Annotated in this window: 13 protein-coding genes; 12 read left to right on the top strand and 1 reads right to left on the bottom strand. The window is 63.3% G+C overall.

Annotated features, from left to right (window positions below):
* Positions 1 to 249: REP-associated tyrosine transposase (locus tag ACYQ2W_RS23710; RefSeq protein ID WP_459873021.1), on the top strand; the 249-nt coding region annotated here is incomplete at its 5' end.
* A 291-nt stretch (positions 250 to 540) separates the two neighbouring features.
* On the top strand, positions 541 to 1,035 hold the full coding sequence (locus ACYQ2W_RS23715; protein ID WP_459873023.1) for a hypothetical protein: 495 nt from the start codon (positions 541 to 543) through the stop codon (positions 1,033 to 1,035).
* Positions 1,036 to 1,101: 66 nt separating this feature from the next.
* On the opposite strand, the gene ACYQ2W_RS23720 is transcribed toward ACYQ2W_RS23715, so the two are convergent.
* On the bottom strand, positions 1,102 to 2,025 hold the full coding sequence (locus ACYQ2W_RS23720) for an NAD(+)--dinitrogen-reductase ADP-D-ribosyltransferase (protein ID WP_459873025.1): 924 nt from the start codon (positions 2,023 to 2,025) through the stop codon (positions 1,102 to 1,104).
* 144 nt (positions 2,026 to 2,169) lie between these two features.
* Between ACYQ2W_RS23720 and nifH the strand changes: the two genes are divergently transcribed.
* The 10 genes from nifH (at position 2,170) to modC (ending at position 11,790) form a co-directional block, all read left to right on the top strand.
* Positions 2,170 to 3,063 (top strand): nitrogenase iron protein, encoded by an 894-nt coding sequence (nifH, locus tag ACYQ2W_RS23725; RefSeq protein ID WP_459873027.1) that lies wholly within the window; start codon positions 2,170 to 2,172, stop codon positions 3,061 to 3,063.
* 192 nt (positions 3,064 to 3,255) lie between these two features.
* Entirely contained in the window at positions 3,256 to 4,731 is a 1,476-nt protein-coding gene (gene nifD / locus ACYQ2W_RS23730) for a nitrogenase molybdenum-iron protein alpha chain (RefSeq protein WP_459873029.1), read from the top strand.
* A 126-nt stretch (positions 4,732 to 4,857) separates the two neighbouring features.
* Positions 4,858 to 6,429, top strand: coding sequence for a nitrogenase molybdenum-iron protein subunit beta (gene nifK, locus ACYQ2W_RS23735; protein ID WP_459873031.1), 1,572 nt, complete (start codon positions 4,858 to 4,860; stop codon positions 6,427 to 6,429).
* Between the two features lie 90 nt (positions 6,430 to 6,519).
* Positions 6,520 to 6,729: a putative nitrogen fixation protein NifT gene (nifT, locus tag ACYQ2W_RS23740; protein ID WP_459873033.1), complete on the top strand. Its 210-nt coding sequence runs from the start codon at positions 6,520 to 6,522 to the stop codon at positions 6,727 to 6,729.
* A 34-nt stretch (positions 6,730 to 6,763) separates the two neighbouring features.
* Positions 6,764 to 6,958, top strand: coding sequence for a 4Fe-4S binding protein (locus tag ACYQ2W_RS23745; RefSeq protein ID WP_459873035.1), 195 nt, complete (start codon positions 6,764 to 6,766; stop codon positions 6,956 to 6,958).
* A gap of 233 nt (positions 6,959 to 7,191) precedes the next feature.
* Positions 7,192 to 7,914 carry a dinitrogenase iron-molybdenum cofactor N-terminal domain-containing protein gene (locus tag ACYQ2W_RS23750; protein ID WP_459873037.1) on the top strand — a complete coding sequence of 241 codons (723 nt, stop codon included), beginning with the start codon at positions 7,192 to 7,194 and terminating at the stop codon, positions 7,912 to 7,914.
* A 616-nt stretch (positions 7,915 to 8,530) separates the two neighbouring features.
* Positions 8,531 to 9,007, top strand: coding sequence for a TOBE domain-containing protein (locus tag ACYQ2W_RS23755; RefSeq protein WP_459873039.1), 477 nt, complete (start codon positions 8,531 to 8,533; stop codon positions 9,005 to 9,007).
* Positions 9,008 to 9,078: 71 nt separating this feature from the next.
* A complete protein-coding gene (modA, locus tag ACYQ2W_RS23760; RefSeq protein ID WP_459873041.1) occupies positions 9,079 to 9,834 on the top strand; it encodes a molybdate ABC transporter substrate-binding protein in 756 nt (251 codons plus the stop codon).
* Positions 9,835 to 10,045: 211 nt separating this feature from the next.
* Positions 10,046 to 10,723 carry a molybdate ABC transporter permease subunit gene (gene modB / locus ACYQ2W_RS23765; protein ID WP_459873045.1) on the top strand — a complete coding sequence of 226 codons (678 nt, stop codon included), beginning with the start codon at positions 10,046 to 10,048 and terminating at the stop codon, positions 10,721 to 10,723.
* Positions 10,720 to 11,790 carry a molybdenum ABC transporter ATP-binding protein gene (modC, locus tag ACYQ2W_RS23770; protein WP_459873043.1) on the top strand — a complete coding sequence of 357 codons (1,071 nt, stop codon included), beginning with the start codon at positions 10,720 to 10,722 and terminating at the stop codon, positions 11,788 to 11,790. The genes modB and modC overlap by 4 nt, the downstream gene beginning before the upstream one ends.
* Positions 11,791 to 11,811: the final 21 nt, after the last annotated feature.

Genomic DNA, 11,811 nt, shown 5'->3' on the forward strand with positions numbered 1-11,811 from the left:
GCCTCCCAGGTAGCCAAGCGGGAAAAGGGGATCTGGCAGCGTCGTTATTGGGAGCATCGAATCCGCGACGAGCGTGATTGGCGGAATCACATGGATTACATCCATTGGAACCCCGTCAAACACGGTCTGGTTCGATGTGTACGGGATTGGCCGTATAGCTCGTTTCACCGCTTGGTGGAAAGGGGTTGGTACGATGCGACGTGGGGAGAGAAGATTGCCGATGAGGTATATGCGATGGCGCACGAATAGGGGTGGGTTTTGCCTTGGCGCTGATTGATGGGCACGCTGCGCTTTGCCCATCCTACGGGCTATTGATGGGGTGGGTATAAATGAAAATATGTAATTTTGAGGGTATTTATTGGCGCATTGTTGTTGCGTTTGGTGTGTTGGTGTTTGCGCAAATTGTTTGCATTGTTTTGATGCAAGATAACGTGCTACCTTTTTCGAAAAGAGTGTTGATTGCTGAAACTGCTTTGGGACCCATCCCGGAGGAGAAGCCGCCTTTGATATTTTTGTCTATTTGAGTAAATGGAGAATTGTATGGATAGTCTCAGTGCCGGTCTTTCGGTTGTGGCGATAGTGGCAACTTTGGTGTCGCCTGTTTTAGGAGTGTATTCTGCAAAAGTCTTTAGAGACAAAGGGCTGCGAAAGATACCTGAGAGTCGTCGTGCTGCGCTTGAGGGATGCTGGAAAGGTAGGGGAGTGCAGAATGCCAAAGATGGAGGAGAGATTGAAGCGACATGTTATTCAAATATTAGAGTGATTGGACGAGAGGTTCATGGAGAGCTTGTCTACGAATTTGATCGAGATGGGAAGCATATTAGATTGGAGGTTTCTATGTTTGGTGGATTTTTGTACGATAGGTATCTAAGGTTGCAGTATGATAACAAGAGGAAAGAGGTTATTCAGTTTGGTGCGGGAGTCTTGGAATTGAGTCCAGAAGGGGTTGCCTTGACCGGGTGTTTTGTGGGGTTTGGTTCGCATACAAGGGAGTTTGTCGGGGGAGAGATTGTGTTGGAGAAAGTGGTTTGTTGATTTGATCGTGCCGTGTTGTTTTTTCGGCGGGCGGGGGGATTTATATGAAATATTATGTCTCGTGGTTTAGAAATACCCAACTGTTACCTCATACGCCCCCCCCAACACCACATACTCCTCCTCCCCTCGCAACAACCCCTGCAACAGTCCGCTGTAGCAGACCACTTTCGTCGTAGGTACTTTGGCGGTGAGAATGTGATCGCCGAACTCCGACGCCCGATCCCGGTTGCGGGTGAAGGAGTTGACGTTGTTGAGCAGGATCACCCTGCGCCCGTTCTCTCCCTTCTCCAATAGACCGTGATCGTCGAGGTGGTTGATTCCGCGATAGAGGGTGAGACGCTCCGACGCTGCGTCCTCACGAGTCAGTTCATACTGGCAGTAGCGGTAGAGCAGGTCGAGCTGGTGCTCCAGGGCGTTGGTGTTGTAGAGCCCGGAGGCGGCTTCCACCAGGAAGCGGTGATGGGCCGCCTCGTCGCCTTCCAGCGGTACCCGGTGATGCCGGGTGCGCAGCCCGAAGCGCGACTCCACCCACGCCTTGAGCACCGCCGCCTCGCGGTTGTCGGCGTCGAACGACCAGCCGCGCATCACCCGCCGGTAGTCGGCGTTGCGCCGCATCCCCTCCGCCCAGCCCGCCTCCTCGGGGCTCTCCAGGCTGAACTGCCCCTCCATGTAATGGGTGAAGATCTCCTCACGCCGTGCCTTCTCGCCGAAGCGGTCCAGTTCCCTCAGCAGGTCGCGGTGGAACTCGTCGACGCCGTCGATCGCCAACGACGTGGGATGGCGCTGGAAGGTGAGCCCGCCGAGGATCGCCGCCGGCAGGTTGCAGCGGTTGATCGGCAGCCGGGCGTGGCGGGGGAGGGTGGTGGCGGGTGTGTCTTGCGCTTTGTCGGGGTGTCGCGCCCCGTTGTAGGCCCCTTTGTCGGTGGGGTTGTCGCCATTGCCACAGGCGGGAACGGGCTTTGTTGCATTTGTGCGTAGGGTTTGCTTCACGGTCGGCAGGATGTTTGCTTGAAAAACAGTAACTTAACTAGATGTTTCGAGGGTGGCACGTCGCTCGCAAGAGGGTAATCGCGAATTTTTCGTTCCCAGGTCGCCCGCTCCGGTGGGCAGTGACAAAGCAATAGGAGATTAACCATGGCTCTGCGTCAATGCGCGATTTACGGTAAGGGTGGCATCGGCAAGTCCACCACCACCCAGAACCTCGTGGCCGCCCTGGCCGAGGCCGGCAAGAAGGTGATGATCGTCGGTTGCGACCCGAAGGCCGACTCCACCCGTCTGATCCTGCACTCCAAGGCGCAGACCACCGTCATGCACCTGGCCGCCGAGGCGGGCTCCGTCGAGGACCTGGAGCTGGAGGATGTGCTCTCCGTCGGTTACGGCGACGTCAAGTGCGTCGAATCCGGTGGTCCTGAGCCGGGCGTCGGCTGCGCCGGCCGCGGCGTTATCACCGCCATCAACTTCCTGGAGGAAGAGGGCGCCTACGAGGAAGACCTCGACTTTGTCTTCTACGACGTGCTCGGCGACGTGGTCTGCGGCGGCTTCGCCATGCCGATCCGCGAGAACAAGGCCCAGGAGATCTACATCGTGGTCTCCGGCGAGATGATGGCGATGTACGCCGCCAACAACATCGCCAAGGGTATCGTGAAGTACGCCAGCTCCGGCGGCGTGCGTCTCGCCGGCCTGATCTGCAACTCCCGCAACACCGCCCGTGAAGATGAGCTGATCATGGAGCTGGCCCGTCAGCTCGGCACCCAGATGATCCACTTCGTGCCGCGTGACAACGAGGTGCAGCGCGCCGAGATCCGCCGCATGACCGTCATCGAGTATAACCCGAAGGCGAAGCAGGCCGACGAGTACCGCGCCCTGGCCCAGAAGGTGATCGACAACACCATGTTCGTCATCCCCACCCCGCTGACCATGGATGCCCTCGAAGACGTGATGATGAGCTTCGGTATCCTCGAGGAAGAGGACGAGTCGATCATCGGTCAGACCGCCGAAGAGCTCGCGGCCGCCACGGCCTCTGCCTAATCGGGATCGGCCGAGGGGCCTGCCGGCCCCGAGGTCTACCCCTTCGCTTCACTGAGCGAGACATGGTCACGGCGATGGAGAGCCACTCGGGGCACGCGCAAGGCGCGTGTTCCGAGACCCCCGGGACTCCGTGACCGATCAATCTTCCCAGAGCGTCCGCCGGATTGGGCGGCGTTACAGGAGACCAAGCCAATGTCGAACATGACCCGCGAAGAGACCGAAGCCCTCATCCAGGAGGTGCTGGAGGTCTATCCCGAGAAGGCGAAGAAGGATCGCGCCAAGCACCTCGCCGCCAACGACCAGAGCGTCGACAAGTCGAAGAAGTGCATCACCTCCAACCGCAAGTCGCTGCCCGGCGTGATGACCATCCGCGGCTGCGCTTACGCCGGCTCCAAGGGTGTGGTGTGGGGTCCGATCAAGGACATGATCCACATCTCCCACGGTCCCGTCGGCTGCGGCCAGTACTCGCGCGCCGGCCGTCGCAACTACTACGTCGGCACCACCGGGGTGAACACCTTCGGCACCATGAACTTCACCTCCGACTTCCAGGAGAAGGACATCGTCTTCGGCGGCGACAAGAAGCTCGCCAAGCTGATCGACGAGGCCGAGGCCCTGTTCCCGCTGGTCAAGGGCATCTCGGTGCAGTCCGAGTGCCCGATCGGTCTGATCGGTGACGATATCGAGGCGGTCTCCAAGGCCAAGGCCAAGGAGCTCAACAAGCCGGTCGTTCCGGTGCGTTGCGAGGGCTTCCGCGGCGTCTCCCAGTCGCTCGGCCACCACATCGCCAACGACGCCATCCGCGACTGGACCCTGCCCCGCCGCGACGGCCAGGCCTTCGAGGGCACCGACTACGACGTGGCCATCCTCGGTGACTACAACATCGGTGGTGATGCCTGGGCCTCCCGTACCCTGCTCGAGGAGATGGGCCTGCGCGTGATCGCCCAGTGGTCCGGCGACGGCACCGTGGCCGAGATGGAGAACACCCCCAAGGCCAAGCTGAACCTGCTCCACTGCTACCGTTCGATGAACTACATCTCCCGCCACATGGAAGAGAAGTACGGGATTCCGTGGATGGAGTACAACTTCTTCGGTCCGACCAAGATCGCCGAGAGCCTGCGTGCCATCGCCGAGCGCTTCGACGACAAGATCAAGGAAGGCGCCGAGAAGGTGATCGCCAAGTACACCCCGCTGATGGATGGCATCATCGCCAAGTACAAGGCGCGCCTCGAAGGCAAGCGGGTGATGCTCTACGTCGGCGGCCTGCGTCCCCGTCACGTCATCGGCGCCTACGAGGACCTCGGCATGGAGGTGGTGGGTACCGGTTACGAGTTCGCCCACAACGACGACTACGACCGCACCATGAAGGAGATGGGCAACGCGACCCTGCTCTATGACGACGTCACCGGCTACGAGTTCGAGGAGTTCGTCAAGAAGGTCAAGCCCGATCTGATCGGTTCCGGCATCAAGGAGAAGTACATCTTCCAGAAGATGGGTATCCCCTTCCGCCAGATGCACAGCTGGGACTACTCCGGTCCGTACCACGGCTACGACGGCTTCGCCATCTTCGCCCGCGATATGGACATGACCCTGAACAGCCCCACCTGGGGCAAGATGACCGCCCCCTGGCTGGCCAAGGGTGACGAGGAGTCGGCGTCCGCCGCCGCCTAAGCGTCTCCCGCGGGGACGGCCCGGCGGCCGCACTGAAACGTGCCGCCGGGCCCCCGCAACCGACCGATCCCATCTTTCACATCTACGTCGCTGTCACGGATTGGTGGCGCGGCGAGGAGAAGAGTCATGCCTCAGAGTGCTGAAAAAGTGATGCCTTGCTACCCCCTCTTCCGCGAGGAGGAGTACAAGGAGACCCTCGGTCGCAAGCAGGCCGAATTCGAAGAGAAGGTGCCCCAGGACAAGATCGAGGAGGTCTTCCAGTGGACCACCTCCGAGGAGTACCAGAAGCTCAACTTCGAGCGCCAGGCGCTCACCGTCAACCCCGCCAAGGCCTGCCAGCCGCTGGGCGCCGTGCTCTGCGCCCTGGGCTACGAGAAGACCCTGCCCTACGTGCACGGCTCTCAGGGTTGCGTTGCCTACTTCCGCACCTACTTCAACCGCCACTTCAAGGAGCCGGTCGCCTGCGTCTCCGACTCCATGACCGAGGACGCGGCGGTGTTCGGCGGCCAGAAGAACATGTTCGACGGCCTGGAGAACGCCAAGGCGCTGTACAAGCCCGAGATGATCGCGGTCTCCACCACCTGCATGGCCGAGGTCATCGGTGACGACCTCAACGCCTTCATCGGCAACACCAAGAAGGAGGGGCACATCGAGCAGGACTTCCCGGTCCCGTTCGCCCACACCCCCTCCTTCGTCGGCAGCCACACCACCGGCTACGACAACATGCAGGAGGGCATCCTGCGCTACTTCACCCTCAACTACATGGAGGGTAAGGAGGTCGGCTCCAACGGCAAGATCAACATCAACCCCGGCTTCGAGACCTATCTCGGCAACTATCGGGTGATCAACCGCATGATGGCGGAGATGGGCGTCGACTGCACCATGCTCTCCGACCCCTCCGAGGTGCTCGACACCCCGGCCGACGGCACCTATCGGATGTACGAGGGCGGCACCACCATCGCCGATATCAAGGATGCCCCCAACGCCATCACCACCTTCAACCTGCAGCCCTGGCAGTCCGACAAGACCAAGAAATTTGTCGAGAGCACCTGGAAGCAGGAGGTGCCGAAGCTCAACATCCCGATGGGTTTGGAGTGGACCGACGAGTTCCTGATGAAGGTCTCCGAGGTTACCGGCAAGCCGATCCCCGCCTCCCTGGCCAAGGAGCGTGGTCGTCTGGTCGACATGATGACCGACTCCCACACTTGGCTGCACGGCAAGCGCTTCGCCCTCTACGGTGACGCCGACTACGCCATGGGCATGACCAAGTTCCTGCTCGAGATGGGTGCCGAGCCGACCGACGTGCTGGTCAGCCACGCCAACAAGCGTTGGATGAAGGCGATGAAGAAGATGCTCGATGAGTCCCCGTATGGCAAGGACACCCAGGTCCACATCAGCAAGGACCTGTGGCACTTCCGTTCGCTGATGTTCACCAACAAGCCGGACTTCATGATCGGCAACAGCTACGGCAAGTTCATCCAGCGCGACACCCTGCACAAGGGCAAGGAGTTCGAGGTTCCGCTGATCCGCATCGGCTTCCCGATCTTCGACCGTCACCACCTGCACCGGATGACCACCTTGGGTTACGAGGGCGCGATGTACATCCTCACCACCCTGGTCAACGCAGTGCTGGAGCGTCTCGACGAAGAGACCCGCGGCATGGGCACCACCGACTACAACCACGACCTGGTCAGGTAGTCGATTGCCACGGAGACGCGGAGAACGCGGAGTCGATTCAATCAACCACTCCGTGCCCTCCGTGGCTCCGTGGCCAATCTGGAGAAAGCGATGCCCAGCGTAATGATTCGCGAGCAGGACGGGGAGATGACCCTCTACGTTCCCAAGAAGGATCTGGAGGAGAAAGTCGAATCCCTGGAGTTCGATAGCGAAGACAAGTGGGGCGGTGAGGTGGTCCTGGGAGACGGCTCCAAGTTCTACCTGGAGCCGATGGACGAGAAGCCCAAGCTCCCGATCACCCTGCGTGCCAAGCGCCTCTAAGGCGAACCCGTTCAGTATTCAGGAGATTTCAACCATGGCCGTGAAAATCGTCGAAGACCTCTGCACCAGCTGCGGCGACTGCGAGCCGGAGTGCCCCACCGCCTCCATCTCGCCGAAGCGTGGCGTTTTCGTCGTCAAGGAGAGCACCTGCACCGAGTGTGAGCCCGATTACGACTCGCCCAAGTGCATGGATGTCTGCGACGTCGACGACTGCATCGTCTACGCCTGATTTTTTGGCCGGCGGGGAGTTGGGCCCGGCCTGCGGCCTGCCCAACTCCCCGCCGGCCAAAAAATCAGCATGAATTTTATAGGGCGGGCCGTGCCCGCCGCGGGGGTGGCACCGCCTTCAAGTGAAGAAGGGAACGCTGGAAGCTCTTCTCTCACTCTCTCCTTCGACGTCACCGCCCCGGCTGAGCGACCCGCTCGATTCCCCGGAAGAATCCCGTCCCTGAGGTGACCGTCATGTCCAACGACTCTCTTTCCCGTGAACTGGCCCTGCGCATCGGACTGGCCGCGCGGGTTCTTCCCGATACCGAGCCTGCCCGTCTGATGAAGGTGCTGGTGGACTCCCTCGGTCTGCCGCTCAGCGCCGAAAAGTTGTGGAAGGTGACCGTGAAGAGCCTGCGCACCGGCGCCGACGGTGATTTCGTCGAGATGCCGGAGGCGGCCCTCAAGCAGGCCGCGGCGATCCTTCGCGGCGAGACCGATGCCGATTCCCGGGATCCCGAACTGCCCGAGGTACAGCCCTACGCCGAGGGCGACATGCCCGACTCGATCCGCGTCGCCATGGCCTCCAATAGCGGAGAGCTGATGGACGGCCACTTCGGTACCTGTGCCCGTTTCCTGATCTATCAGATCTCGCCGAGCGAGGTGCGTCTGGTGGCGATCCGCTCCGCCCTCGGTCCCGAGGCGCGCGACGACAAGAACGCCTACCGCGCCTCGCTGATCGAGGACTGCCAATTGCTCTATGTGGTCTCCATCGGCGGCCCGGCGGCGGCCAAGGTGATTCGCGCCGACGTCCATCCGGTGAAGCGCCCCGAGCCGGTGCCCGCCCCGGAACTGGCCGAGCAGACCCGCGCCATGGTCGCCGGCAACCCGCCGCCGTGGCTGGCCAAGGCGATGGGCGTGGACGCCGAGGGGCGGGTGCGCTTCGAGCTGGAAGAGGAGGAGTCGGCCGAGGCGTAGTCGGCACCTCGCGGAAACGGCCTTTCGATCCAGGGCGGGCCGTGCCCGCCGCAACGTCTCCGATAGCCCCTGCCAGGGGCCGGGAAGGCGTTGCGGCGGACACGGTCCGTCCTGTTGCGTCGGTAGCCGTCGGTTCCACAACGAGACGTCCTTCCGCGTAGGTACGCGTGGAACCCTCTCTCGTTTCCACGCTCCGCGTGGAAACGTCTGTCTTCGACGCTCTGCGTCGTGCCGCGCGAAGGTACCCTTTGAGTTCCCGGCTAGTCATAAGGACGCAGAGCGTCCAGGGTGTCTGGTTACGACGCAGAGCGTCGTAACCAGAGGAGAGGGGAGGGGGGCGCTTGATCGCCTTTCGCGAGTCGCTTCAGCGCGTCAATTGGTTCTCGTCCTATCGGCTTGTTCGTCTCGTTATATTCTGTCGTGTATAACGCATTGTGTCGGCTTTGCAACACGAATGCCCTCCCGGTAATTTCTTTAACTGATTGATTATAAATTGTTTGTCTGATCGGAACGCTTGTTGCTCCAAGAGGAGTCGACAGCGGTCGCAAGCCGTTATATTTCGCTGAATATATCGATGCCGCTCCGTTTCAGCCCCAACAGCCGGGAGGAGTTCCAAATGGACAGCCTGTCGATGGAGATGCGGATGGATCATCTGCTGGTGAGCAGCCGCAACCGCTACCCGGGCACCGTGAACACGGTGCGCATGGGGCCGGTAAGCGCCGAGATCGAGGTGGATCTCAACGGCCGTGACCGGCTGATCGCCACCATCACCCAGGCCAGCGCCGAGGCCCTCGGGCTGCGTCCCGGGAGCGAGGTGGTCGCCTTGGTCAAGGCCACCTCGGTGCTCCTTTCCGCCGGCGAGACGCCGCCGCGGGTGAGCGCCCGCAACGTCTACTGCGGCACCGTCGGCGGCATCGAGAACGGCCCGGTGAACGGTCAGCTGGCCGTGATCACCCCCGGTGGTCTGGAGGTGGTGGCGCTGATCACCCGGGAGAGCATCCATCGCCTCGGGCTCGCCGTCGGTGCGCCGGCCTGCGCGCTGTTCAAGGCCTCCAGCGTGATCCTGGCGCTGCCCATCGATCCCGCTTGCTGACTTTCGTTATAACCGCCCGAATATACCGGGCACCCTTGATCACACCGATCCAACACACAGAGGATACGACCATGAGAAAGCACCTGAAGCGCATCGCCCTGACCCTCGGGATGGGTCTTGCCACCGCCACCGTCCACGCCGCCGAGGTCTCGGTGGCGGTGGCCGCCAACTTTACCGATGCCACCCGCGACATCGTGCCGCTGTTCGAGAAGGCTACCGGCCACACCGCCAAGGTGAGCTTCGGCTCCACCGGCAAGCTCTACGCCCAGATCGAGCACGGCGCCCCCTTCGAGGTGTTCCTCGCCGCCGACAGCAAGCGGCCGAAGAAGGCCGAAGGGGAGGGGCTGGCGGTGGTCGGCAGCCGCTTCACCTATGCCCGCGGCAAGCTGGTGTTGTGGACCCCCGAGGCCGGTCGGTTCAGCGACGGCGAGGCGTTCCTCAAATCAGGCGACGGCGGCCGGCTGGCCATCGCCAACCCGAAGACCGCGCCCTACGGGCTGGCCGCCCGGCAGGTGATGGAGCACCTCGGGGTGTGGGATACCCTCAAGGGGCAGGTGGTGAAGGGGGATTCCATCGCCCAGACCTTCCAGTTCGCCGCCACCAACAACGTCGCCGCCGGCTTCGTCGCCCTTTCCCAGGTGACCGCGTGGAAGGGCGACGCCGGCAGCCGCTGGGAGATTCCGGACGGCTACTACCCGCCCATCGCCCAGCAGGCGGTGCTGCTGAAGAAGGGCGAGGCCAATCCCGCGGCTACCGCGTTCCTCGAATTCCTCAAGGGACCCGAGGCGCGCAAGGTGATCACCGGCTACGGCTACGGCGTCGAGTAGGTCGTCGCTACCGCGGCGACGGGAACGGGGGCAGCGGCGTTTGACTTCGTCGCGTGGCGGTCCGAACGGTACGGTCCGCTCAGCGGGGGAGGGTGGCGTTCATGCCCCGCTGGCTCCGTTCCGTCGGGGCGGTAGCCCCGACCTACGGGTGCCTTGGCGGTAGCGCTCAACTTCGCGTACCTTGCGCGTTCTCCCCAACGGAAACGACATGATGGATTTCGATTGGCAACCGGTCGTCCTGACCCTCAAGCTGGCGGGACTGACCACCCTCTTCCTGATGGTGGTCGGCACCCCCATCGCCTGGTGGCTGGCGCGCACCCGCCACTGGCTGAAGCAGCCGGTCTCGGCGGTGGTGGCGCTGCCGCTGGTGCTGCCGCCGACGGTGCTCGGCTTCTACCTGCTGATCTTTCTCGGGCCCGACGGTCCCGGCGGCCAACTCACCAAGGCGCTAGGCATCGGCGGGCTCCCCTTCACCTTCGCCGGCCTGGTCTTCGCCTCCACCCTCTACTCGCTGCCCTTCGTCGTGCAGCCGCTGCACAACGCCTTCGAAGCGCTCGGCAACCGCCCGCTGGAGGTGGCCGCCACCCTGCGCGCCTCGCCGTGGGACCGTTTCGCCAGCGTCGCGGTGCCGCTCGCCCGGCCCGGCTTCCTCACCGCCGCGGTGCTCGGCTTCGCCCACACCGTCGGCGAGTTCGGTGTGGTGCTGATGATCGGCGGCAACATCCCCGGCGAGACCAAGGTGCTCTCGGTGGCGATCTACGACCACGTCGAGACCCTCGAATACGGCCAGGCCCATCTCCTCTCCGGCGGCATGCTCGGCTTCGCCTTCGTCGTGCTGATGACCCTCTATCTGGTCAACGGCCGCTTCAGCAAGGGGAGCGTGCAATGAGCATCGAAGCGGCCTTTCACGCCCGTCTCGGCGATTTCACCCTGGATGTGGACCTGAAGCTCCCCGGCCGCGGCGTCACCGCGCTGTTCGGCCACTCCGGATCGGGCAAGACCACCACCCTGCGTTGTATCGCGGGACTCGAACGTGCGCCGGAAGGGCTGCTCACGGTCAACGGCGAGGTGTGGCAGGGGGGCAGGCGCTTCCTGCCGGTGCATCGCCGGCCGATCGGCTACGTCTTCCAGGAGGCGAGCCTCTTTTCCCACCGCTCGGTGCGCGGAAATCTGGAGTACGGCTACCGGCGGATCCCACCCGGTTTGCGCCGGGTCGAGCTGGCGCAGGCGGTGGAGTGGCTCGGCATCGGTCACCTGCTCGACCGCGCGCCGGCCCGCCTCTCCGGCGGCGAGCGCCAGCGGGTGGCGATCGCCCGCGCGCTGCTCACCAGCCCGCGGGTGCTGCTGATGGACGAGCCCCTTTCCGCGCTTGATCTGAAGAGCAAGGGCGAGATCCTCCCCTATCTGGAGCAGCTCCACGACACCCTGGAGATCCCGGTGCTCTACGTCACCCACTCGCCGGAGGAGGTGGCGCGGCTGGCCGACCACCTGGTGGTGATGGAGGGGGGCAGGGCGGTGGCCAGCGGCCCCCTCGGCGAGACCCTGGCGCGCCTCGACCTGCCGATCCGCGACGACGAGGACGCCGGTGTGGTCCTCACCGCCACCGTCGCCGAGCGCGACGAGGCGTGGCACCTGGCCCGCGCCGGGTTCCCCGGTGGCGCCCTGTGGGTGCGCGACGCCGGTATCCCGGTGGGCGGCGCGATCCGCTTGCGGGTGCTCGCCCGCGATGTCAGCCTGGCGCTGGCGCCGCACCACGACAGCAGCATCCTCAACGTCATCGAGGGGGTGGTCACCGAGACTGCCGAGAGCGCCCATCCGGCGGTGCGCCTGGTGCGCGTCGAGGTGGGGCCGACCCCGCTGGTGGCGCGGCTCACCGCCCGCTCCGCCGAGCATCTGGCGCTCGCCCCCGGCAAGCGGGTGTGGGTGCAGATCAAGTCGGTGGCGGTGGTGGAGTAAAGGCCCGCGAAAGAATAACTT

It is taken from the genome of Endothiovibrio diazotrophicus, assembly GCF_054657215.1.

Bases quoted from the DNA above. Each gene is read 5' to 3' on its own strand.
- ACYQ2W_RS23755 (WP_459873039.1), top strand. From the start codon at position 8,531: ATGGACAGCCTGTCGATGGAGATGCGGATGGATCATCTGCTGGTGAGC.
- modB (WP_459873045.1), top strand. From the start codon at position 10,046: ATGGATTTCGATTGGCAACCGGTCGTCCTGACCCTCAAGCTGGCGGGA.
- nifH (WP_459873027.1), top strand. From the start codon at position 2,170: ATGGCTCTGCGTCAATGCGCGATTTACGGTAAGGGTGGCATCGGCAAG.
- ACYQ2W_RS23750 (WP_459873037.1), top strand. From the start codon at position 7,192: ATGTCCAACGACTCTCTTTCCCGTGAACTGGCCCTGCGCATCGGACTG.
- modC (WP_459873043.1), top strand. From the start codon at position 10,720: ATGAGCATCGAAGCGGCCTTTCACGCCCGTCTCGGCGATTTCACCCTG.
- modA (WP_459873041.1), top strand. From the start codon at position 9,079: ATGAGAAAGCACCTGAAGCGCATCGCCCTGACCCTCGGGATGGGTCTT.
- ACYQ2W_RS23745 (WP_459873035.1), top strand. From the start codon at position 6,764: ATGGCCGTGAAAATCGTCGAAGACCTCTGCACCAGCTGCGGCGACTGC.
- nifK (WP_459873031.1), top strand. From the start codon at position 4,858: ATGCCTCAGAGTGCTGAAAAAGTGATGCCTTGCTACCCCCTCTTCCGC.
- ACYQ2W_RS23715 (WP_459873023.1), top strand. From the start codon at position 541: ATGGATAGTCTCAGTGCCGGTCTTTCGGTTGTGGCGATAGTGGCAACT.
- nifT (WP_459873033.1), top strand. From the start codon at position 6,520: ATGCCCAGCGTAATGATTCGCGAGCAGGACGGGGAGATGACCCTCTAC.
- nifD (WP_459873029.1), top strand. From the start codon at position 3,256: ATGTCGAACATGACCCGCGAAGAGACCGAAGCCCTCATCCAGGAGGTG.